A 21612-nucleotide genomic window follows, 5' to 3' on the forward strand; every position below is an offset into this window, starting at 1 on the left:
CACCTTCTCTTTATAAAAGAATTGTTATAGGTTCTTCTAAATAATATTTAATTGTGCGTAAAAATGCAGCTGCTGGTGCACCGTCTAGTACACGATGATCGAATGTTAAACTTAAAGGTAACATACTACCTTTTTTAAATTTTTTCCCTTTATATACAGGAACATGTTCAATTGCGCCAATACCTAAAATACCAGTCTCAGGTGTATTTAATACAGGTGTGAAATATTCAATACCAAAGCTACCTAAATTACTAATTGTAAATGTCGTTCCGTGCATATCATCACTACTTAAGCTACCTGCTCGCGCCTTTTGTGCCATATCCTTAATCTCTTTAGACAACTCTACTAAAGATAAATTATTTGCAAAGCGAATAGCTGGAACGACTAATCCTTTTTCTAATGCGACTGCTATGCCTAAATGCACATGTTCAAATTGATGAATGGCATCATCTATATAAGCGCTGTTCATTTCTTTATGCTCTCTAAGCGCTAATACAACAGCACGAGAAACGAAATCCGTAATGGTTAGTTTGTTTTCGTATCGTTTTTGCACAACTTCCGCTATGTCTTTATGTAATGCAACTAAATCTGTAACATCTACTTTCATCGTTAACGTTAATTGCGCACTATTTTGTAAGCTTGCATGCATACGACTCGCAATTGCTTTTCTCATACCAGTAACAGGAACGACTGTACTTTCTTCTTGTTCAGGTACTTCTGGATTTGCTACTCTTTCTTCTAGCGCCTTTAATACATCTGCCTTTGTAATCCTTCCGCCAGGACCTGTACCAACTAATGCCTTGATATCCAGATTTTCAGACTTTGCAATTTTCTTCGCTACAGGTGAAATTTTAATTCTTTGCTTCGCTACTTCTTTCCCATTTGGTTCTTGATTTTGTACTTCTATATTAGATGTTTTTTCTTCTACCACATGTGTGCTTTCCTGCATTTCTACTTTTTCATTTGGTTTACCGATGTAGCAAATTACAGTACCAGGCGGCACTCCTTCATCTTCACTTACAGCTATATCAAGTACCGTACCATCAGCTGGCGCTTCAATTTCCGTTTCAATTTTTTCTGAATTAATACTAGCAATTAGTTCTCCTTTTGCTACATTATCGCCTGCTTTAATATTCCAGCTCGTAATAATACCTTCTTTCATCGCCATACCTAACTTCGGCATTACAACTTCTACAGCCATGTGTCTCTCTCCCTTCTCATCGTTTTATTACACATGTAATAAAGATTGGTCTCCAATCATTTCTGATACAGTTTCAATTACTTTTTCTGGCGTTGGCAAATACAACTTTTCAAGTGGTGGTGAGAACGGAACAGGTGTATGTGGTGCTGTAATTCGTTTAATAGGTGCATCTAACAAATCAAAACCTTTATCCGCTACAATTGCCGCAATATCTGTTGCGATACTACATCTTGGATTCGCTTCGTCAATAACGATAAGACGATTTGTTTTTTCAACAGATGATAAAATAGTATCTTCATCAAGCGGTGATAAAGATCGTGGATCAATTACTTCTACTTCAAGCCCCTTTTTCGATAATTGCTTTGCAGCTGCAAGTGCTGTATGAACTTGTTTTCCGATTGCGACAATTGTTACATCAGAACCTTCTCGTTTAATATCTGCTTTTCCTAAAGAAATTGTATAATACCCTTCCGGCACTTCACCTTTCATATTGTAAAGTGTTTTATCTTCAAAGAAGACTACCGGGTCGTCATCTTCAATTGCCGCTAATAATAAGCCTTTTGCGTCATATGGAGTAGAAGGAACGACAACTTTTATACCTGGAATGCTCGTAAATAAGGCATACAAACTTTGTGAATGTTGTGCAGCTGCGCTAAAACCTGCACCGTGCATCGTACGTACCGTAACTGGCACTTTCGCTTTACCACCAAACATATAGCGGAATTTTGCACCTTGGTTTAATACTTGATCAAGACAACTACCAATAAAATCATTAAACATTAATTCAGCTATCGGACGTAACCCAGTTGCAGCAGCTGCCATCGCAGCTCCCATATAACCCGCTTCAGAAATTGGTGTATCCAATATACGATTTCGGCCAAACTCTTGTACAAGTCCTTTCGTAACACCAAGAACACCACCCCAAGCTTCATCATCTTGCAGATGATCAACTTGTGCACCGCCTGCAACGTCTTCACCTATTAAAATTACATTTTCATCACGACGCATTGAGATTTTCATTGCTTCATTAATTGCAGTTGACATACTTACTGTTCTAGTCATATTTTTTCACCCTCCTCTTATTTGTAAGAAACGTATACATCTTTTAATAATTCTTCATCGTCTGGGTATGGACTATTTTCACTAAATTCAATGGATCTTTGTACTGCATCATCTACTGCTTTTTCCATATCAACAAGTTCAGATTCCGTTAATAAATCTTCATGAATTAAATGCTTACGGAAATTCACAATCGCATCTTTTTCATTTAAATGTTCTTCTTTTTCTTCTGATATTTTATATGTTTGCGCTTCACCTTCAAAATGACCGTAATTACGATATGTCATACATTCAATAATTGTTGGACCATCACCATTACGCGCACGTTCCACTGCTTCTGCAGCAGCTTTATATACAGCTAGAAGATCTTTTCCATCTACTTGAACGCCTGGAATATTATAAGCTTTTGCACGATCCGCAATAGAATCACAACTTGAAGCATATTCAAATGTAGTTGCTTCACCGTAACCGTTATTTTCTGCAATAAAAATAACTGGTAACTTCCAAATCGCCGCTAAATTAACCCCTTCATGGAATGTTCCTTCATTATTTGCTCCGTCACCGAAGAAACAAACACTTACATCTTTTGTTCCTTTATATTTAGCTGTCAATGCTGAACCGCAAGCAAGTGGGAAACCCCCGCCTACAATGCCATTAGCACCAAGCATTCCTTTATCTAAATCCGCAATATGCATGGAACCGCCTTTACCTTTACATAATCCTGTCGCTTTCCCGAAAAGTTCAGCCATCATACCATTTAAATCACAACCTTTTGCGATACAATGTCCATGACCTCTATGTGTACTTGTAATACTGTCACTATCCGTTAAGTGGGCACATACACCAACTGCTACCGCTTCTTCACCTGCGTATAAATGAACGAAACCTGGCAAAACGCCTTGCGCGAACAATTCATGTACCTTATCTTCAAACTTACGAATCTCTAACATTTTTTCATACATCCAACGAGCTTGTTCTTTCGTAATTTCATTCCCTTTACTTTCAGTTGTTTTTAACATGTCCATCCCTCCTATTTTCTTGATCATCTTTTATATTGCAAGTACCGTGCCAAATTCTAATCCTTGATTTAATAGGTTTTCTCTTTTCTTTCATAATAAAAAAGTGGACAAAATGAGACATCTGTCTCGTTTTGTCCACTTTTGTTCACCTAATTTGAGAACTATTATTTTATTCATTATCAAAGCTCCGCTGTAATTTTCGGATGTAAATAATTTGGCCAATATGATATGCATTATGAGTTGTTACATTCGCTAACACTTCCCACCACTTTGCAGAAACAGGAAATCCTACTACATCACTTTCAACCTTTTCTTCATTTATAAGATTTTGCCATTGTAACAGTTTTTCTAGTAGTTTTTCCCGTAATTCATCGAAAGTTTGATTATCTGAAAGCATAAAACTTTTGTTATTATCTCCAATAGCGGGTACTGCATTCACATTTGATTCTTTATACCTAGTTTGCCACGTTGAGTTCCAATACAGTAAATGTTGTACAATTTCAGCTATACTATTACACTCTTCATTCGGTTTCCAGAAAGCTTCCCTCTCAGATAAATCCTTAACTGCATCTGAAAATGGCATATACCAACTGGGATCATTCGCATTTGCTAATAACTGATCTGCTAATACATCTTTCACATGGACCATTTTTCTTCCCTCCTGTTAAAAAGATTCATTTCATGACAATACTCACTTCTCTAAATACGCTGAGTTTGTAAGATTTCCTCTTTTTAAGCATAACCCCATACATATGCACATAAAGAAACCGAAAGCACCTAATACATAAGCTAATGCATAACCACTTCTCCCAATAACCCAGCCCGCAATTCCAGGTCCAATCATTTGCCCAACTGCATAGAAAACAGATATAAAACTAATTGCCATTGAGACATATTTCGGAGATACTTGCTTTGAAGCTGCAACTTGAATTAATAATAGTATACCTCCGAGGCTAGAACCCCAAATAATTGCCGACACGATAAAACCAGTTATATTTCCAAATATAATTGGAGCCATATCACCTATAATAGCTAATAAAAGCGCACTACATAAACTCTTCTTTATACCAATTCGATCCGAAATAAATCCCCAGACAGATGCTCCTACGATTGAAAAGATGCCAGCAATTGCATAAACAGTCCCCGAAATTGATGCTGAGATACCACTATCAATCATAAAACTAGTTTGATATAAATTTGGAATTAAATATACAACACCAACAATAAAATACATCCATGCAATGATATATAGTTCTTTCGTTTTCCATAAAAACGATTTATTACTCATTTTTTGCTCATCTTCAGTAACTTCTGGATTTTTCAAAACAACTGAAGCGGCAAATACAATGATACATGTAATAACTCCAAACAAAAACCATGCACCACGCCAACTATACTCAGGAAATGTGCGCACTACATAAGGAACAATTATTCCACTAAATAGCATACCTATACCTGCACCGCTTAATAACAATCCCATTACAGTTCCTCTTTTGTCTGGAAACCACCCTACCGTTATTGACATGAGTGGTGTATATACAAGAGCACTACCAGCTCCAGCACATAGCATACAAAAAGCAACTATCCAAAATGAAGAAACAAACGCTAATCCCATTAAGCTTATAACGACGAACCAACTGCCTATTAATAAAACTGATTTTGCGCCAAAACGGATAGTAAATATTCCAGATGTTCCTACAGTTAATAAATAACCTAAAAAAAGTATGGTTCCTAGCATACCTGATTGAGCCGTAGATAAGTGAAGTCCTTCCTGCATAAATGGCAGTATAATTCCATATGCCATACGGGCGAAACCAGTTGTTGTTATAATAAGAAAGATTCCTATTAATACAAATATCCAAAAATGACTTTCATTCCGCTCTTTCATTTAAATTCCTCCATAAAAAATTATTTCCAATTGGATGTTGATTGTAATTATAATGATTATGACAAAATACAACTACCAAATGGTGGAGGAGTTTACGGTATAACGGATTTTTAATACATACGCAAAATTTCAGAAGGTTTCATTCCATATTTCTTTTTAAATGACTCTGAAAAATGACTAATATTATTGTATCCAACAGCAACTGCCGTTTCGGTCACATTACTAGTTCCCGAACGCAATAAAAGCATTGCTCTTTCCATTCGCTGTTCTCTTAAATATGCAAATGTGGACGTGCCAAATAATTCTTTAAAACCAATTTTTAATTTATAATCATTTAATCCTACTATTTTAGCCAATTCTAATAATGATGGGGGTGACTCCATTCTTTGAAGTAAAATTTCTTCAGCTTGTTTTATTTTATTTAAATCCTTTTTGGATAATTGGCTCCTTTTATTTGCATCACGATCATTCAGTAATACTTTCCCAAAGTATATAGAAAGCAATTCGAGCGCTTTACTTTCTATTTCGAGTTGATTAATACGATCCTTTTGGGGATTCTCTAACATTCTCTTAATAATATTAGATGTTAGGGCATCAATGGGGGTTTGAAACTTTTTAAAAGATTGATTTCCTATTATAGTATGAAAATCATGACTTTTTTCAATAGCACAATTTAGCATGAAATGATTAAACAACTGTACAGGAATTCCAATTGCTAATGAATATAGTGGAGTTTCTTTTTCATATTCAAATAGAACTTCAAAGTCATTCATAAAATATAAATAGCTATTCCCAGCCATTAATTTATTTGTAGAGTAACCAACTTGTACTTCCCCGGATCCTTGTAAACAAAAATTAAGTTCCACCATTGCTGCATCCGATGCAAATTGAATGCGATGGTTTTTATGAAACTGGTAATTTGATAGCACTATTTCCATTCCAGAAAACGAGCTCCACCTTCGCACTTCACCCATACCTATTGTTTTTGGCACATACATATATCTTTCTTCTACAACTTGTAACCCATGAAAATATTTACTAAAAATATCATGAAAACTGTTAGTCTTCATGAAATCCACACTCCTTTTATATACAAATTACAATCAATTGATAATTATTTTCAATTATAACAAATATCTTTATACAATAAATAGCTTTTACCTTTATATCTCGTTATGATAAAAGAAAAAGAAAGCGAGCCGACAATGAATAAAAAAATTGCAATTATTACTGGGGCTTCAAGTGGATTCGGCCTATTAGCAACGCTTGAACTTGCGAAAAAAGACTATTTAGTCATTGCTACAATGCGAAACCTAGAAAAACAAGGAACCTTACTATCTCAAGTTACTGAACTCAACTTACAGCAAAATATAAAAGTTCAACAATTAGATGTAACCGATCAAAATTCTATACATAACTTCCAATTATTTTTAAAAGAAATACAAAAAGTAGACCTTCTTGTTAATAACGCAGGATATGCAAATGGGGGCTTTGTAGAAGAAATTCCAGTAGAGGAATACCTCAAACAATTTGAAACGAACCTATTTGGGGCTATATCAATTACCCAGCTTGTCTTACCGTATATGAGAAAACAAAGAAGTGGAAAAATCATTAATATTAGCAGCATTAGCGGCCAAGTTGGATTCCCTGGTTTATCTCCTTATGTATCTTCAAAATATGCATTAGAAGGCTGGAGTGAATCACTTCGCTTAGAAGTAAAACCTTTCGGAATAGATGTTGCTTTAATTGAACCAGGTTCTTATAACACAAACATATGGGAGGTTGGGAAACAACTCGCTGAAAACCAATCTGATACAACATCTCCTTACAAAGAGTATATGGATAAAATACAAAAACATATTAATAGCGGCAGTGATACATTTGGTAATCCGATAGATGTTGCTAATAAAATTGTAGAAATTGCTGAATCTAAGCGTACAAATTTACGATATCCAATCGGTAAAGGTGTGAAATTTATGATCTTTGCGAAGAAGATTCTTCCTTGGAGATTGTGGGAATATCTTGTTTTGAGGAGTTTTAGGAAGTTGTAAATAAAAAGAGTAACTATCAAGATAAATAATGGTAGCTACTCTTTTTAAATATTCATCATAAAAAAACAAAACGATATTAATATGTAGAAAGAGGATCAAAATAAAGTAACATTGAAACCATAAAAACAAATGCAAAGAATCCAATTATAGAAAGAATATATTCCTTTGTTTCTCTGTTATACTTCCATTCCATCCATACGCGTAATAAGGAAATTGCTCCAAAATAAGTAAGTACAGCAATTCCTATATTAGCATTTTCTACTTTGAACAGATAAATAAAACTTACTATAAGATATATGATAAAAAGACCTATTTCTAATTTTACATGTAAACCATTTATATGTTTATATATCCAAACATTCCCCTTTGGCATATTTAATTTTTTCCTTAAAAACTTTTCTAAAAAATATCCTCCAATTATCATACTAATAACTATAATCCAAATAGTAGAGTTGCCCATTGCATTCCCTCCTATTAAATTAATTATGTTTTCGTAACAAAGTGGACTATATAATTTTTTAATGTTTCGATAATATCTTCATTTTCTTTATGCTTACTTCTTTAGTAGTAGTTTTATCAAGACATGTTTTATGTATTGTACAACAACAATCTATTTCCCATCCTTTTCTTCGGGATGTATAACTTTTTTCTTGCTATTTTTTCAAAATGAATGCAGATAGTACTCATAAAATTAATAGAGTTATTTTTCTAATTGACAAAAAAACTATCCTTTTATTTTCTTACTTTCATTTTCTCCGGCTGATCACTCGGATACGTAGCATTCTCTTTATTTTCAAAGTCCCAACTAATTATAGTCGCACTATCACGTCCCAACTGATGATGCACGTGTTCTAAAACATTGTGAATATTTTCTTTAAGTGTTTTATCATTTCTGTTCATAGCATTATACAAATTTACAGGTATTTCATATCGGCGTTCCCCGCATTCTAATACTCCATCTGTCACCATTACAATTCGGTTCTTTCCAGTACGTAATTCACGAATACCTGATGAATAGCAAGGAACAGGTAAATCAAATGTGTTTACATTTCCAATCCATTCGTAAAAATGACGTTGATTTAATGCATATTGTCCTAACTTATGTAACTCTTCATGAAATACATACACTAAACAATCACCGATAGAAAGCCACCATATATAATTTTCTTTCCTTACACATAGTAAGCAAGCTGTTTCACCTTTAATTTTTTTGCACTTTTCCTTAAATGAAGATGCCTGAAAAATTGTCAGTATATGATTTTCAACAGATTGAAACACTGTATTAATTGGTTCATTCAAAATTACTTTTATATTTTCATATTCTTTTTCGATTGTATTTACTACTAAATCAACACTTTCTGCACTATTATGTCCATCTAATATAGCTGCAAATTCCCATTCACCATTTGACCAAACTAATGCACCATCTTCATTCTTTTTCGCTCCAGCACTTTTATTCCCGCCATATTTACCAAGTACAATATCACCATATTGTTTAACTGAAATTTCTCCTAAACACATTTCTATATTTCCAACCCATGAATATTGTGTATTATTTGTTGTATGCATACTCATTTACCATATACTTTCGTATTCTTTCACATAGTTTTTTTATTTTCTCTTCGTCACCATATGGTGCGCCAGTCCATTTCGCTATCTCGGTTGGTGACCAAAACTCTTTTGGTGTATTCGGATAACGCGGAATAATGTGCATATGCATATGTGGTACACCATTTCCTGAAACAAAAGTGTAAATATGCTCTGCACCTTCGCTTTCTTTTAGCGCTTTACTTACTCTACTTGTTATAAGTCCGAACGCTTTCGCTTCTTCATCTGTTAGTTCAGCAAGGCCAGGTACATGTCTTTTTATATCTATCATTACATAACCCAGGTATGTTTCTTCACTATCCCAGTGGACATGTCCAACGTAAACGAGTTCATCTTCGTAAATAGCTCCACCTGGAACTATAATATTTCCTATATGTTTTTTGCAAATGAAACAGTTTTGTTCTATTTGATTGTTTGTTGACATATCCATCACCTTCCTTTTCATATATAATATCACAAAAAAAGGAAAAACAGGTTTAGTATTCCGAATTTTCATTCTTTTGATACAACAATTTTTGAAATGAATTTACATCTCATTATTTCTTCAAAAACGCAATCGGAATTATAATCCCAATTACAATTCCGATTACTAAATTATTTGTAAAGTGCCCTTGAAATACACCAATTACAACCCCTATACCGACACCTATTGCCAAAGCATCATTTCTTTTTTTATTTTTAGCCAAAATCACATCTCCTCCCACCATTTCTCCCTAAATAACATACATTTACTTGAATGTATTAATATACGCACTATCTCGCTTAAATATTTCCAAAAAATGTACTGTAACTTCACATATAATATTTTCCATTTTCTGTACATACTCCTTTTATATTGGAAAATTTTCAAGTAACTATTAATTATACATAGGCATTTACTATAAGAAAGCTTCGTAATTTATTGAAGGAGGAACGATTCAAATGTATCCTCATTGGAATCCAAATATAAATCAACAGTATGTTTATTCCCCTCATCCCGCAAGGAATACATTGCATCATGATTCACAATATATGATGCAGCGTATTGCAAGTCTTGAAAATCAATTAACTAAATTAATCTCATTAATCGAGGAAAATAATCAATTAATTAAATCAATGGAACAACAAAAAAACCAAGTTTGTGCACCAGCTGGAGGTTCTGTTATCGTTCGTATGTGATCTGGATGCAATAAAAAACACACTTTGTATTATAAAAGTGTGTTTTTTATTCATTATTTTCTTTTCGTATGGAACCCTTGTGTAATTCGATCTAATATAATTGCGATTACTACGATAGCTAATCCAGCTTCAAATCCCATTCCGATATTAACTTGTGTTACAGAGCGATATACATCAACTCCAAGTCCTGGAGCTCCTACAAGTGATGCTGTTACAACCATCGATAACGAAAGCATAATGCTTTGGTTCACACCAGCCATAATCGTTCCGGTTGCAAGTGGTAATTGTACTTTAAATAGTTTTTGTGATGCCGTGGATCCAAACGCATTCGCTGCTTCAATTAAATCTTCTGGAACTTGTCTAATTCCTAAGTCAGTAAAACGAATTGTCGGTGGCATTGCAAAGATTACTGATGCAATAATTCCAGGTACTACACCTACTCCGAAAAATGTAATCGCTGGAATAAGGTATACGAATGCAGGCATTGTTTGCATAAAATCTAATGTTGGTTTTAAAAATTTTGAGAAACGTTCATTTTGAGATGCTAATATACCAATTGGAATTCCGACAATAATTGAAATAATAACAGACGTAAGTACGAGTGCCAATGTTTGCATCGTTTGTGCCCAGTAGTTAATATTCAAAATAAATAATAATCCAATAAGCGTAAAAATGACTAAAGATAATTTCCTCGTTGTGTACCAAATGAGGAAACATAAGATAATAATCATCAATATGGCGGGTATTATTGTTAAAAAATTAGTGAGTAAATCAACAAATCCGCCAATAATATAAGAGAATCCTCGGAATAAGCCTTCAAAGTGCTCATATAAACTTGCAACAAATGAGTCGACCCATTCCCCTAATGGAATCCGCGGTATACTATTCATCGTCTTTCACCTCTTCCTCAATGTTTCCTGCAAGAGCTTGAATGACACTTTCGCGTTTAATAATTCCTCTTAGCCTTTTCTTCTCATCGATTACTGGTAACGGATATTTCATCTCTGCCATTTTTGCATATGTCTCTTCCAGTAAAGTATCCAAATACACATGCGGAATATCATTAAGTAATAAATCAGCAATCGGCCACTGTTTTTGTACTGCTTTACTCGCATCATCCGCAGTTAATATACCTAAAAACTCATACTTTTTGTTTACAACATATACAGTTGAAACACCTGCATTCCTCATAATTTGAAGGGCTACACGAGGTCCACGATCAATTAATAAAGTTTCTGGTCGTTTTAAAATAGACTCCGCCGTAATTACTTTTCCTAAATTCACATCCGCAACAAACTTTTCTACAAATTCATTAGCGGGGCTCATCATAATTTCTTCTGGTGTTCCAATTTGGACGATTTCTCCATCTTTCATTAATGCGATACGATCTCCAATTCGAAGCGCTTCGTCTAAATCATGCGTAATAAATATAATCGTTTTTTCCATTTTATCTTGTAACTCTAACAATTCATCTTGCATTTCTTTTCGAATAAGTGGATCTAATGCACTGAATGACTCGTCCATTAGTAATACATCTGGATTATTCGTTAGTGCCCTTGCGATTCCAACGCGCTGTTGCATACCACCACTAAGTTGACTTGGGTAATTATCTTTATGATGATCGAGTCCTACTAACTGTAGCGATTCTAACGCTTTTTTCTCTCGCTCTTCAACCGGAACTCCTTGTATTTCTAAACCATATGCAACATTTTGTATAACTGTACGATGCGGAAATAGAGCGAATTTCTGAAATACCATACTCATTTTCGTTCTTCTTACTCTCCGTAACTCTTCTTTTCCCATCGTTGCGATGTCTTCACCATCTATGTATATATGACCTGCAGTTGGTTTAATCAATTGATTTAACATACGAACTAGCGTAGATTTCCCGCTACCAGACAAACCCATAATAACGAAAATCTCTCCAGAGTAAACTTCAAACGTTGCTTTTTTCACCCCAACGTTCATTCCTGTCTCTTTTAAAATTTCCGATTTACTTTTTCCTTCTTTTAATAAGGAAAGGGCCCTTTGCGGATGTTTCCCGAATACTTTTGTTACGTTTTCAACACGCACCTTTGTATTATCCATGTCACTACTCCTTTTCTACCCATCTATTCACATAGTGTTGCGATTTTACAAAGAAATATTACATAAAAATGACATTCATAAGATTTCTTTAAAATTCTCGTTTCCGTTCATAATAAGAATGCTTACTTATACATTTATTTTATAAGGCAAACGTTACTTAGGAGGTTTTCGATGCGAAAGAAAATTTGGTTTATATGCCTTGCATTATTTATTACTATGATTTTCACTTCATGTAATGCAACAAATGCAAATTCGAAAGGAAAAATTAAACTTGGTGTAACAAGTTGGAAAGAAAATATTGCAACCGCAAACATGTGGAAAGTTTTATTAGAAGAAAAAGGCTACAAAGTTGAGCTCATGTATTTAGAAAAAGCCGCAATTTGGACTGGTGTCGCTCGTGGTGATGTTGATGCGAATTTAGAAGTATGGCTACCAGTTACAGATAAACCGCTAAACGATCGTTATAAAGATGATATTGTCTTAAAATCAAAATGGTACGAAGGTACTGGACTAGGTTTAGTCGTCCCTTCTTATATGAAAAACATAAACAGTATCGAAGATTTAAATGCTCATAAAGATGAACTAGAGAATAAAATTGTCGGTATCGAACCCGGTAGTAGTCTTATGAATTTAACGAATAAAGCAATGAAAGAATATGATATAAAACTAAAACTTGTCCAATCCTCTGAAGCTGCGATGATGAGTGAACTAAAGAAAGCATATACGAAAAAGAAACCAATCGCTGTTACGCTTTGGAATCCGCATTGGGGCTTTTCAGAATTTGACTTAAAATATTTAAAAGACCCTAAGAAAGTATATGGTGAAAAAGATGACATTTATTACTCTGTTCGTAAAGGTTTCGAAAAAGACCATCCGGATATCATAAAATACTTTGACAAATGGAAGATGAACGATGAACAGCTTGGTACATTAATGGTCGAGTTAAATAAAACGAAAGATCCCGAAGAAGCGGCGCGAAAATGGATTAAGAAGAATCAAGCGCTAGTTGATGAATGGATAAAAGATTAATAAAAATAGGCTAGAGGGTTAGCATATCCTCTAGCCTGTTTTTAACTTATTTTTTCGTAACAACGTTATCTACAATCCCATATGCCTTCGCTTCTTCTGCAGTCATAAAATAATCTCTTTCTGTATCATGTGCTACTCTTTCAATCGGTTGCCCCGTTTTTTCTGCAATCATTTTATTAATATCATGCTTTAACTTTAATATTCTTTTCGCAGTTATTTCAATTTCTGTTGCTTGCCCTTGTGCACCACCAAGCGGCTGATGAATCATAATTTCACTGTTAGGGAGAGCAAACCGTTTTCCTTTTGCTCCTGATAATAATAACAATGCACCGAATGATGCCGCAAAGCCCATGCATAGCGTTTGCACATCTGGTTTAATTAAATTCATCGTATCTAATATTGCAAAACCTGCTGTCGTTGAACCGCCAGGGCTATTGATGTATAAGAATATATCTTTTTCTGCATCTTCTGCTTCTAAAAATAATAATTGCGCTACGACACTACTCGCTACTTGATCATTAATTTCTGAGCCGATAATAATAATGCGGTCTTTTAATAACCTTGAATATATATCATAGGAACGTTCTCCTAATTTTGTTTGTTCTACTACATATGGAATTGCATTCATTTTAAATCCCTCCAATACTTGTTATGCTGCGTAAAGCATATAACTGTAGGAAGAAGGGTTTTTCACATTAAATAATAAGACTGGCTGTTTAGATGGTAATTTAGTAAAATCTATTGTCGGAAGAAGCTTCGTTAATAATTCTGGTCTTTCCTCACGAATAGATGTTACAACAACTTCAATATCCTCTGTGAATTCGACTATCTCAATCCCTTCTTCACTTACAGTTTTCAGCCTATTTCTACTCCGAAATAAAGAAGCTTTCACTGCACCTTCTGATACAGAACACACTTTAGCAATATCAGCGATACTATATTGAAAAACATCTTTTAATAATAAAATTGCGGATTGCTGTACATTTAATGAAGACAATACTTTCCCTACCATTTCATGCAAATCTGCAATGTTCTCATGTGGTTCTTCAAAAGTGATTTGTCCTCTTATTTTTTCATGAACAGACTTAGACTTCATCTGATCTAACCAACGATTTCTTGCTATTTTATAGACGAGTGTCATACAAATATCTTTATTTCTATATTTTCGAAGCACTTTACACACTGTTTCTTGGGCGAGATCTTCCCCATCCCATTTGTTTTTCGTTAAAAAAGTACAGTATCTTTTTAACTCTCCATATTGTTCAATTAAAAAGTTTATATTTGAATGATTCATATCGATATGATTCTTTAAAACATGAGTTACTTTTGTGCACAAAATAACCACTCCTTTTCAGCGCTTACTTAATAAACGATTCAACATTAAAAAAAGTTACGGGGATATAAAAAAATAATGTTTATGTTCAATAATTCGCGGTCATAAATATGTTATGTACAATTTTACGTGAGGAGGAACAAATTTGCCAAAATTAACAATTGAAGGTGCGGGAACTTTTGATGTGAAAGAAGGAACAAAGTTAGTATTAGCAATTGAAGATAGCGGTGTCAACATTCTTCATCGTTGCGGCGGGAATGCACGTTGTACAACTTGTAGAGTAGAAATACTAGCAGGTGATTTCTGTGAAGCGAGTGCGAATGAGAAACATGCAATGACGGAAAAAGGAATTGAAGATCATTTACGATTATCTTGTCAAATGCGTGTACATAAAGATATAGTCGTTCGTCCGGTACTTACAGTTGAAAATTCAGGTCTTGATGCTGGGCCACGCCCGGCGGAGTAAAGTGATGAATTTAAAACAGCTCGCTGGCGAATATGCTGCTAACTTTGTAAATGATGGCATGAAAATTGGGCTTGGTACAGGTTCTACTGTATATTGGACAATACAAAAATTAGGTGAACGTGTAAAAGAAGGATTATCATTTCAAGCTGTACCAACATCAAAGGAAACTGAAGCATTAGCACAGCAACTAAATATCCCCCTAATTTCGTTAAACGACGTACAAAGCCTTGATCTTACAATTGATGGAGCGGATGAAATTGATTCAAATTTACAACTTATAAAAGGCGGTGGTGGTGCATTACTTCGTGAAAAAATCGTTGCCTCTTCCTCTAAAGAACTAATTATCATTGCTGATGAATCGAAATTTGTAACACATTTAGGTAATTTTCCATTACCTGTTGAAATCATCCCTTTTTCATGGAAACAAACCGAAAATAAAATTCAGTCTTTAGGGTGTCAAACCACATTACGTTTGAAAAATGATGAAACTTATATAACCGATAACAATAACCTGATTATCGATTGTATATTCCCTAATCATATTTCTAATCCTGCCCATTTACACACCCAATTAAAAATGATTACTGGTGTAGTTGAAACAGGGTTGTTTATAAGTATGACGAGTACAGCAATTATTGGTACTAAAAATGGGATAAAGAAATTGTAATAAAAGCTAACTTTTTAAAGTTGGCTTTTTAGTATGTTCTTCTTCTCTTAATAGTGCTTTATTATGATATACTAGGAAAACGCAAACTGATTACACTAGAAAGGACTGAACATTTTGCAATCCAAACTTATAACAGAACTTGCTGATTTAGAAACTGCCTTTCATATTCGAAAAGAAGTATTTGTAAAAGAACAAGGTGTCCCTCTTGCAGATGAATTCGATACATTCGATGAAATCGGAGAGCAATGTAAACATATTTTAGTTTATTATCATGAACTTCCTGTAGGCACAGGTCGTATACGATTTGTTGATGGTGTCGGAAAATTAGAACGTATTTGTATTTTAAAAGATTATCGTACATACGGATTAGGTAAAGTCATCATTCAAACGTTAGAAGAACTTGCTCGTAACGAACAAGTTACGAAAGTGAAACTACACGGTCAAACACAAGCTGAAGGATTTTATAAAAAATTAGACTATGAAACTTCTTCTGATATATTTATGGAAGATGGCATTCCGCACATACTTATGACGAAAATGTTATCATAATAAAAAGGGTAGTATATGAATCTTATGTATTCATACACTACCCTTTTTTATTAATAGAAAAGTGAATTCTCAAGATTACCTTTTGCATCAAAGCCCATCATCTCTTAGTTCATACCTAAGTAAAGCTTACACTGTTTTCCATAATGATAATGCATAAATCCAGTTTGGATCACCATTTCCTTGATAACTCTGGACTGCTTCATATACTTTTCCTTCGTGTAAAACTCTATCTCCCTTTTTATATGCTTTTTTTGCATCCCACGCTTCATATGAAGCGCTTTCGGTTTTTGTAGTAATTGTGAATATATCACTCTGTACGGATTCATTTCCAGCTACATCAACAGCTTTCACTACATATTTATAAGTAGTATTAGCGAGCAGATTTTTATCCAAATAAGAAGTTGTATTGGATGTTGCAATCTTTTTCATTGATCCTTCTGTTTCTCTATAAATATCATAATGGTCTACACCAATATTATCGTCAGATGGACTCCACATTAAATCCACACTTGACGCTGTCGTTCCCATACTATGTAATCCTTTTGGTTGTGTTGGTGCTTCTGTATCAGGAGTCTCAACTGTCGTTTTTACTGTAAGCGCTGTACTTTCTGTCGATACATTGCCAGCTGCGTCAATTGCTTTTACAGTATAAGAGTATTCTGTACTTGGTTGTAACTTCTTATCAATAAAATGAGTCCCTGGTACTGTATCAATCATCTCTCCGTTACGGAAGATTTGATATCCTTTTACCCCTACATTATCCGTAGAAGCGTTCCATGTTAGTTCTACACTATTCGCTGTTACTTTTTGCGTCTGAAGTCCATTTGGAATACTTGGTGCTTCTATGTCTGGTTTCACATCATTAATAAGATTAACATCAATTACATTATAGAATGCATTTGCTGTATCAGCTACATCCCATACTGCTAAAATCACATGATATCCACTACGATCAGTAGGTACATTGATTTTATGAGTTAAATTATTTGAAGCTGCAGAACCATCATGTTGTACAGTTCCAATTGGTTCGAAATCTGCTCTTATTAGCGCTTTATTTGGATTCCATCCTTTTTTAGTAATATAGTAATGCCACTTACTCGTTAAGTGAGGCGCAGTATACTTCCAAGTAAATGTATTTTCCCCACCAGTGATTGTATTTTTAAACCAACGATTTGCTGTTTGTTGATCTAAAATACCACCAAATTTTCCGCCTGCTGAAGCAATTTGTCCATCTACTGGACCACCTTGTGGGAACCCTTTTGGAGCTTCTAAACTTTGTGGTTCATACATAACACTTCCACAGTTTACATTTAGCGCACCATAAGTTGGACTACATAAAGCGGATCGGCTACCGGGCTTTTCAACAAAACCGTGCGCATAAGCATTTTGAGGAATAAGTGTCGTACTAATAATTCCAGCTGTTAATGCTACAACTCCTAAACTTTTTTTGTTCATTTTCATATTTTGTAGTTGTTTTAAAAATCGATTATTCATGTTCATGTCCCCTTCTTGTTATACTTTGTAGTGGAATGTGGGCTTTGATGTAAAAGAATAACAAGAGACAAACTTGTACCGATGTATGTGTTAATTATGCATACACCGCAGTGAAAATATATTTTTTCCTTGTGAAATATTTCACTTTATGAATATATCATGACATAGAACTCGCCTAAGCATGTGCAGAAGTTGTGCAGAAACAGTGAAATTATTACTAACATATAAAACCACATCCTGAAATCATAAATTAAAACTTTAATTAGTTGGGGTTTTACGGTCGGTTAATACGGGATAAAATAAAAGTGTGCAGCAGAAATTGTAGACTTAGTTCTCAAAATTCACATTTAGTATTTTCATTTTTTCCATTTAAACAATTCTTCTCTTCCTACAACAGAAAAGTGTCTATATCATTTAATATAGACACTTTTTTCATGTATAACTTTATATTTATTACTGACCTACAAATGTAAAAATTTCATCAACAGCTTCCTTATATCCACCCGATGTTCGGAATGATTCCTTCAAATTCAAAGCAGCCTCTTTATATGAAGGGTTATTTAAAATTAACTCCACACTTTCACGCAATTTCTCCACGGTTAATTCATTCATATGTAATTGAACTCCTGCTCCAAGACTCTCCACTTGCTTTGCAATTGCTGGCTGATCTGCACTTTGCGGTATTACAACGAGCGGAACCCCGTTATATAATCCTTCATGCGTACTGTTCATCCCGCCGTGTGTAATAAATAGTTTCGTATAAGTAAGCAGTTCGGTTTGAGGCACATAGTTTTTCACAATGAAGTTTTTAGGGATTTCGCCTAGATCACTTATTTTTGTTTTATTACCAATAGACATAACAATTGTATGCTCACTATTCTCAAAGGCCTTCATACACAGTTTATAAAAGTCAATCGCTTCATTAAAAACAGTACCTAATGAAATATAAATCGGACTTTTTTCTTCAATTGAAGTAAAATCAACGTCTCTGTTTTTCATTTGTGCAGAGATAGATGGTCCTACAAATTTATATGTTTCATCAAACGTATCACCAAAAGGCTGAAACTCCTTAATTGTATACACAATAGTAAGAGGTGCAGGATTACAGAAAACTTCATACGATGATTTTATTTCAACACCATATTTTTCAGCAATTCCCTTCGTTAAGTTTTGAAAATCATTCTGTATTTTATCATGAATTTCTACTGGGATATTTTTTGACAGATGACCTAACATTTGCTCAAAGGATTTTTCATCCTGCGCAAAAGATGTGCATGAATTTATGGCTGGAAGTTTAAGAATTTGAGCAATTAAATGGCCACAACCAAACATAGAATCATGAATCATGTAATCAAAATGTTCACCTTCAATTTGTTCTAGAACGCTAGATATTACAATATCCGCTGTATGTAGAAGGCCGTTTATTCTTTCCTGTAAATAATTTCTGCCTCCAGATAGAAACGCTTTTATAAATTTTTGATCATCAATCGTTCGTACAGTAGCACCTGTCTTCTCAATCCGATCCCTGAAAGCTTCTATTGAAAAATAAACGACCTCTTCACCACGAGAAATCAATTCTTCTACAACTTGTAAAGTTGGATTTATATGTCCTTCTGATCCAGCGTTAATAAATAAAACACGCGCCATAATAAACACTCCTTACGTTAAATCGTTTCTATGTTGGCAAGAGTACGGATTTTCTCCATACTCTTTTCTTAGTTGTTCGTAGCATGTTCCTACTAAATTGACCTAGCGAGTCTAAAACCGAGATCATCTATATGAAATGTAGGATGGCTTCGACGACGACAAGTAGCGCCGCACCCTCTCGCTGTTTCAGCCCAACTACCACCACGAAAAATGCGGTATGATCCGTACACTGTTTCATCATACAAATCATAACACCATTCCCAAACGTTCCCTAGCATATCATAAAGTCCCCATGCATTCGGTTCTTTTTGGCCAACGTCATGAATCTCTCCATTTGAATTTTCATTATACCACGCTATATCATGAAGTTTCCCGTATGTATATCCGGTTGTACTTGCTTTACATGCATATTGCCACTCTGCCTCAGATGGTAATCGGTAGCCATTTGAATCTAAATTACATTTCACAATTTGACCACCATCACTAATAGAATAATATTCTTTTAATCCCGCTTTTTTTGAAAGTACATTACAAAACACAATGGCATCGTTCCATGAAATATTGACAACTGGTTTATGATTTTTATCAAAATTATTTAATGTACTATTTGTAATAGCATCATATAGTTCGATTGTTACAGCATACTTCGCAAGAAGAAATGGTTGAATTTGCACTAGCCATTCTTTTTTTATTCGATCATCTCTTAATACTACCTCTCCAGCTGGAATATTTACCATTAATGAATCGATTGTTTGAATTAAATCATTAGTCATTTTCTATTCCTCCAAACGTTCATTTTATATGAATTTATAGTCATATACTCATTACAAAATACAATTTTCAAAAAGCGTTAAATTTTTCATAATAAAAAACGATTAGTTTAATTAAACTAATCGGTAAGATCCAAAAAGAATTGTTGTGTCACATTCTATTATTATATGTGCTCTAAAAATTTCCGAACCTCATTTGGAGATTTTAAAACAATAACCTTTTTCTCTTCGGACAATTGCTCTAACCCTTTTAAAATTGTAGGTCGTTTAGCATTAGGATATTTCCATATCCATTTAAAAAATTGCAAATCAAATCTTTCTTCACATCCCGCGCCCATATCTGGTCTTGTTTTATTCCGGTATTTTACAATTCTTTTAAACGCACGATAAATACAAATTGTTCTATGAATATCAAGGAAGATAATTGTATCAGCTGCATTCAGTCTGATATCCATCGTCCCGCCATAATTCCCATCAATAATCCACTTCTCATCTTTAATTAAGTTATTTTGAACTGCTATTTGTTCTTCTCTCGGAACACCTTCCCAATTCGGTTTCCAAAATAATGCATCAAGATGATGCACCTTAATATTTAATTTATTTCCTAACTGCCTTGCTAATGTAGATTTTCCTGAACCACCAGAACCAATTAATATTATTTTTTTCATACCTTTACGATACCTTCTATAACTTCTTCAATAGCTTCCTTATTAGCAAAAATCCAGAAGAACATTTCTTCATTTAAATTTAATAAATCTGGTAACTGGACAAAATAAGCAATAAAGATAATTTGAATTGAAAGCATAACATACCAAATGGCTTTTAGTTCTTCTTTCGTTAAATCATTTTGTTTATAATAACCTTCAAAGACTTTGCTAACGATATGTAACCATTTCCCTCTTAATCTTTCATCACTAAATAGCTCGCTTAATATACTTGTACAGCAATAACATAAATCAAATATTTTTACATTATTTTCTAAAATCTCAAAATCTATAAACCCTTCCAGTTTATCATCTTTAAAGATTACATTTGATAGATGCATATCACGATGAATAATTTGTCTCGGTAATGAATGGACCGTTTCCTTGAAAGCTGCGTGCATTCGCTCCATCTTTTGAATTACCTCTCGATGAACATACTCATTCTTTTCTAAAATCGGTATAGCCCATTCAAATACCATCTTATATAAATCTCTTTTTATTAACTCATGGTCACTATTCACCGAATGTAATGCTTTGTGCAGATTAGCTATTTCTTCTCCAATTGTACTTGCTAGCCTTTCCAGCTTATCCGTATCTTTTATTTCTAAAACACTTCCGGCAACATACTCATATAAGCAATAACATTTTTCTTTATATAATACATATTGTTCATCATTTACTGTCTTTACTACTCTCTGTACTTTAATTCCCTTTTCATACAGTTGCTTCAAAACATCGAATTCAACTAGAAGTTGCTTTATCGATCCCGTTCTCTTTAAAATGTACTCTTTATTCTTGCATAAAACCTTCGCTACTTTTGGTTGCATTACAGTAGCTGTGACATGTTCATTTCGAAACCAAAGCTTTGCAATTTCCATTGC

At 34.1% G+C, this 21612-nt stretch carries 25 protein-coding genes; 6 read left to right on the plus strand and 19 right to left on the minus strand.

Annotated features, from left to right (window positions below; translation table 11 throughout):
• Positions 1 to 10: 10 nt before the first annotated feature.
• The 6 genes from DN407_RS13510 to DN407_RS13535 form a co-directional block, all read right to left on the minus strand.
• On the minus strand, positions 11 to 1201 hold the full coding sequence (locus DN407_RS13510; RefSeq protein ID WP_098022668.1) for a dihydrolipoamide acetyltransferase family protein: 1191 nt from the start codon (positions 1199 to 1201) through the stop codon (positions 11 to 13).
• 27 nt (positions 1202 to 1228) lie between these two features.
• Positions 1229 to 2263 carry an acetoin:2,6-dichlorophenolindophenol oxidoreductase subunit beta gene (gene acoB, locus DN407_RS13515; protein ID WP_098279886.1) on the minus strand — a complete coding sequence of 345 codons (1035 nt, stop codon included), beginning with the start codon at positions 2261 to 2263 and terminating at the stop codon, positions 1229 to 1231.
• Between the two features lie 17 nt (positions 2264 to 2280).
• Positions 2281 to 3279, minus strand: a complete 999-nt coding sequence (gene acoA / locus DN407_RS13520) for an acetoin:2,6-dichlorophenolindophenol oxidoreductase subunit alpha (protein ID WP_098022667.1) — start codon at positions 3277 to 3279, stop codon at positions 2281 to 2283.
• A gap of 169 nt (positions 3280 to 3448) precedes the next feature.
• Positions 3449 to 3928 (minus strand): DinB family protein, encoded by a 480-nt coding sequence (locus DN407_RS13525; RefSeq protein WP_098279887.1) that lies wholly within the window; start codon positions 3926 to 3928, stop codon positions 3449 to 3451.
• Between the two features lie 42 nt (positions 3929 to 3970).
• Positions 3971 to 5167: an MFS transporter gene (locus DN407_RS13530; RefSeq protein WP_000664567.1), complete on the minus strand. Its 1197-nt coding sequence runs from the start codon at positions 5165 to 5167 to the stop codon at positions 3971 to 3973.
• Between the two features lie 110 nt (positions 5168 to 5277).
• A complete protein-coding gene (locus tag DN407_RS13535) occupies positions 5278 to 6237 on the minus strand; it encodes a helix-turn-helix transcriptional regulator (protein WP_000856359.1) in 960 nt (319 codons plus the stop codon).
• Between the two features lie 135 nt (positions 6238 to 6372).
• Between DN407_RS13535 and DN407_RS13540 the strand changes: the two genes are divergently transcribed.
• The gene (locus DN407_RS13540) at positions 6373 to 7218 is read left to right on the plus strand and encodes an oxidoreductase (protein ID WP_218954579.1); all 846 of its coding nucleotides are present in this window, start codon (positions 6373 to 6375) and stop codon (positions 7216 to 7218) included.
• 76 nt (positions 7219 to 7294) lie between these two features.
• On the opposite strand, the gene DN407_RS13545 is transcribed toward DN407_RS13540, so the two are convergent.
• The 4 genes from DN407_RS13545 to DN407_RS13560 form a co-directional block, all read right to left on the minus strand.
• Positions 7295 to 7678 carry a DUF4181 domain-containing protein gene (locus tag DN407_RS13545; RefSeq protein WP_000528450.1) on the minus strand — a complete coding sequence of 128 codons (384 nt, stop codon included), beginning with the start codon at positions 7676 to 7678 and terminating at the stop codon, positions 7295 to 7297.
• A 272-nt stretch (positions 7679 to 7950) separates the two neighbouring features.
• Positions 7951 to 8787, minus strand: coding sequence for a PP2C family serine/threonine-protein phosphatase (locus DN407_RS13550; RefSeq protein ID WP_149216370.1), 837 nt, complete (start codon positions 8785 to 8787; stop codon positions 7951 to 7953).
• Entirely contained in the window at positions 8771 to 9271 is a 501-nt protein-coding gene (locus DN407_RS13555; RefSeq protein ID WP_002005170.1) for an HIT family protein, read from the minus strand. Before DN407_RS13555 ends, DN407_RS13550 begins: the two co-directional genes overlap by 17 nt.
• Before the next feature lie 91 nt (positions 9272 to 9362).
• Positions 9363 to 9530, minus strand: a complete 168-nt coding sequence (locus tag DN407_RS13560; protein ID WP_179955803.1) for a glycine zipper domain-containing protein — start codon at positions 9528 to 9530, stop codon at positions 9363 to 9365.
• A gap of 217 nt (positions 9531 to 9747) precedes the next feature.
• Between DN407_RS13560 and DN407_RS13565 the strand changes: the two genes are divergently transcribed.
• A complete protein-coding gene (locus tag DN407_RS13565; RefSeq protein ID WP_000283222.1) occupies positions 9748 to 9984 on the plus strand; it encodes a hypothetical protein in 237 nt (78 codons plus the stop codon).
• 53 nt (positions 9985 to 10037) lie between these two features.
• Here DN407_RS13565 and DN407_RS13570 read toward each other — a convergent pair whose 3' ends face one another.
• Together DN407_RS13570 and DN407_RS13575 are read right to left on the minus strand one after the other, a co-directional pair.
• Positions 10038 to 10874, minus strand: coding sequence for an ABC transporter permease (locus tag DN407_RS13570; protein ID WP_001084760.1), 837 nt, complete (start codon positions 10872 to 10874; stop codon positions 10038 to 10040).
• Positions 10867 to 12072: a quaternary amine ABC transporter ATP-binding protein gene (locus tag DN407_RS13575; RefSeq protein WP_000370606.1), complete on the minus strand. Its 1206-nt coding sequence runs from the start codon at positions 12070 to 12072 to the stop codon at positions 10867 to 10869. The genes DN407_RS13570 and DN407_RS13575 overlap by 8 nt, the downstream gene beginning before the upstream one ends.
• A gap of 171 nt (positions 12073 to 12243) precedes the next feature.
• On the opposite strand from DN407_RS13575, the gene DN407_RS13580 reads away from it, so the two are divergent.
• Positions 12244 to 13101, plus strand: coding sequence for a glycine betaine ABC transporter substrate-binding protein (locus DN407_RS13580; RefSeq protein WP_001227619.1), 858 nt, complete (start codon positions 12244 to 12246; stop codon positions 13099 to 13101).
• A gap of 46 nt (positions 13102 to 13147) precedes the next feature.
• On the opposite strand, the gene clpP is transcribed toward DN407_RS13580, so the two are convergent.
• Both clpP and DN407_RS13590 read right to left on the minus strand, forming a co-directional pair.
• Complete coding sequence (clpP, locus tag DN407_RS13585) at positions 13148 to 13729, minus strand: ATP-dependent Clp endopeptidase proteolytic subunit ClpP (RefSeq protein ID WP_000991611.1); 582 nt, start codon at positions 13727 to 13729, stop codon at positions 13148 to 13150.
• Between the two features lie 21 nt (positions 13730 to 13750).
• A complete protein-coding gene (locus DN407_RS13590) occupies positions 13751 to 14437 on the minus strand; it encodes an RNA polymerase subunit sigma-70 (RefSeq protein WP_000337520.1) in 687 nt (228 codons plus the stop codon).
• Between the two features lie 142 nt (positions 14438 to 14579).
• Here DN407_RS13590 and DN407_RS13595 point away from each other — a divergent pair, with 142 nt between their 5' ends.
• The 3 genes from DN407_RS13595 (at position 14580) to DN407_RS13605 (ending at position 16116) form a co-directional block, all read left to right on the plus strand.
• Positions 14580 to 14900, plus strand: a complete 321-nt coding sequence (locus DN407_RS13595) for a 2Fe-2S iron-sulfur cluster-binding protein (RefSeq protein WP_001125388.1) — start codon at positions 14580 to 14582, stop codon at positions 14898 to 14900.
• 4 nt (positions 14901 to 14904) lie between these two features.
• Entirely contained in the window at positions 14905 to 15567 is a 663-nt protein-coding gene (gene rpiA, locus DN407_RS13600) for a ribose 5-phosphate isomerase A (protein WP_001049986.1), read from the plus strand.
• A gap of 114 nt (positions 15568 to 15681) precedes the next feature.
• Positions 15682 to 16116, plus strand: coding sequence for a GNAT family N-acetyltransferase (locus DN407_RS13605; RefSeq protein WP_001190864.1), 435 nt, complete (start codon positions 15682 to 15684; stop codon positions 16114 to 16116).
• A gap of 126 nt (positions 16117 to 16242) precedes the next feature.
• On the opposite strand, the gene DN407_RS13610 is transcribed toward DN407_RS13605, so the two are convergent.
• The 5 genes from DN407_RS13610 to DN407_RS13630 form a co-directional block, all read right to left on the minus strand.
• Complete coding sequence (locus DN407_RS13610) at positions 16243 to 17610, minus strand: lytic polysaccharide monooxygenase (RefSeq protein WP_149216372.1); 1368 nt, start codon at positions 17608 to 17610, stop codon at positions 16243 to 16245.
• Positions 17611 to 18063: 453 nt separating this feature from the next.
• The gene (locus tag DN407_RS13615) at positions 18064 to 19257 is read right to left on the minus strand and encodes a macrolide family glycosyltransferase (RefSeq protein WP_000124885.1); all 1194 of its coding nucleotides are present in this window, start codon (positions 19255 to 19257) and stop codon (positions 18064 to 18066) included.
• A gap of 92 nt (positions 19258 to 19349) precedes the next feature.
• Positions 19350 to 20030, minus strand: a complete 681-nt coding sequence (locus DN407_RS13620; RefSeq protein WP_098022663.1) for a formylglycine-generating enzyme family protein — start codon at positions 20028 to 20030, stop codon at positions 19350 to 19352.
• A 161-nt stretch (positions 20031 to 20191) separates the two neighbouring features.
• Entirely contained in the window at positions 20192 to 20695 is a 504-nt protein-coding gene (locus tag DN407_RS13625; RefSeq protein WP_000720552.1) for a DNA topology modulation protein, read from the minus strand.
• On the minus strand, positions 20692 to 21609 hold the full coding sequence (locus DN407_RS13630) for a phosphotransferase enzyme family protein (RefSeq protein WP_149216373.1): 918 nt from the start codon (positions 21607 to 21609) through the stop codon (positions 20692 to 20694). Before DN407_RS13630 ends, DN407_RS13625 begins: the two co-directional genes overlap by 4 nt.
• Between the last annotated feature and the right edge of the window lie 3 nt (positions 21610 to 21612).

Origin of the sequence: Bacillus sp. JAS24-2, assembly GCF_008274905.1 — a bacterium.
Lineage (GTDB): Bacteria > Bacillota > Bacilli > Bacillales > Bacillaceae_G > Bacillus_A > Bacillus_A cereus.

What these genes read in the sequence shown, in the direction of transcription:
- DN407_RS13510 (WP_098022668.1), bottom strand. Translation starts at nt 1,201, where the DNA reads ATGGCTGTAGAAGTTGTAATGCCGAAGTTAGGTATGGCGATGAAAGAA.
- acoB (WP_098279886.1), bottom strand. Translation starts at nt 2,263, where the DNA reads ATGACTAGAACAGTAAGTATGTCAACTGCAATTAATGAAGCAATGAAA.
- acoA (WP_098022667.1), bottom strand. Translation starts at nt 3,279, where the DNA reads ATGTTAAAAACAACTGAAAGTAAAGGGAATGAAATTACGAAAGAACAA.
- DN407_RS13525 (WP_098279887.1), bottom strand. Translation starts at nt 3,928, where the DNA reads ATGGTCCATGTGAAAGATGTATTAGCAGATCAGTTATTAGCAAATGCG.
- DN407_RS13530 (WP_000664567.1), bottom strand. Translation starts at nt 5,167, where the DNA reads ATGAAAGAGCGGAATGAAAGTCATTTTTGGATATTTGTATTAATAGGA.
- DN407_RS13535 (WP_000856359.1), bottom strand. Translation starts at nt 6,237, where the DNA reads ATGAAGACTAACAGTTTTCATGATATTTTTAGTAAATATTTTCATGGG.
- DN407_RS13540 (WP_218954579.1), top strand. Translation starts at nt 6,373, where the DNA reads ATGAATAAAAAAATTGCAATTATTACTGGGGCTTCAAGTGGATTCGGC.
- DN407_RS13545 (WP_000528450.1), bottom strand. Translation starts at nt 7,678, where the DNA reads ATGGGCAACTCTACTATTTGGATTATAGTTATTAGTATGATAATTGGA.
- DN407_RS13550 (WP_149216370.1), bottom strand. Translation starts at nt 8,787, where the DNA reads ATGCATACAACAAATAATACACAATATTCATGGGTTGGAAATATAGAA.
- DN407_RS13555 (WP_002005170.1), bottom strand. Translation starts at nt 9,271, where the DNA reads ATGAAAAGGAAGGTGATGGATATGTCAACAAACAATCAAATAGAACAA.
- DN407_RS13565 (WP_000283222.1), top strand. Translation starts at nt 9,748, where the DNA reads ATGTATCCTCATTGGAATCCAAATATAAATCAACAGTATGTTTATTCC.
- DN407_RS13570 (WP_001084760.1), bottom strand. Translation starts at nt 10,874, where the DNA reads ATGAATAGTATACCGCGGATTCCATTAGGGGAATGGGTCGACTCATTT.
- DN407_RS13575 (WP_000370606.1), bottom strand. Translation starts at nt 12,072, where the DNA reads ATGGATAATACAAAGGTGCGTGTTGAAAACGTAACAAAAGTATTCGGG.
- DN407_RS13580 (WP_001227619.1), top strand. Translation starts at nt 12,244, where the DNA reads ATGCGAAAGAAAATTTGGTTTATATGCCTTGCATTATTTATTACTATG.
- clpP (WP_000991611.1), bottom strand. Translation starts at nt 13,729, where the DNA reads ATGAATGCAATTCCATATGTAGTAGAACAAACAAAATTAGGAGAACGT.
- rpiA (WP_001049986.1), top strand. Translation starts at nt 14,905, where the DNA reads ATGAATTTAAAACAGCTCGCTGGCGAATATGCTGCTAACTTTGTAAAT.
- DN407_RS13610 (WP_149216372.1), bottom strand. Translation starts at nt 17,610, where the DNA reads ATGAATAATCGATTTTTAAAACAACTACAAAATATGAAAATGAACAAA.
- DN407_RS13615 (WP_000124885.1), bottom strand. Translation starts at nt 19,257, where the DNA reads ATGGCGCGTGTTTTATTTATTAACGCTGGATCAGAAGGACATATAAAT.
- DN407_RS13620 (WP_098022663.1), bottom strand. Translation starts at nt 20,030, where the DNA reads ATGACTAATGATTTAATTCAAACAATCGATTCATTAATGGTAAATATT.
- DN407_RS13625 (WP_000720552.1), bottom strand. Translation starts at nt 20,695, where the DNA reads ATGAAAAAAATAATATTAATTGGTTCTGGTGGTTCAGGAAAATCTACA.
- DN407_RS13630 (WP_149216373.1), bottom strand. Translation starts at nt 21,609, where the DNA reads ATGGAAATTGCAAAGCTTTGGTTTCGAAATGAACATGTCACAGCTACT.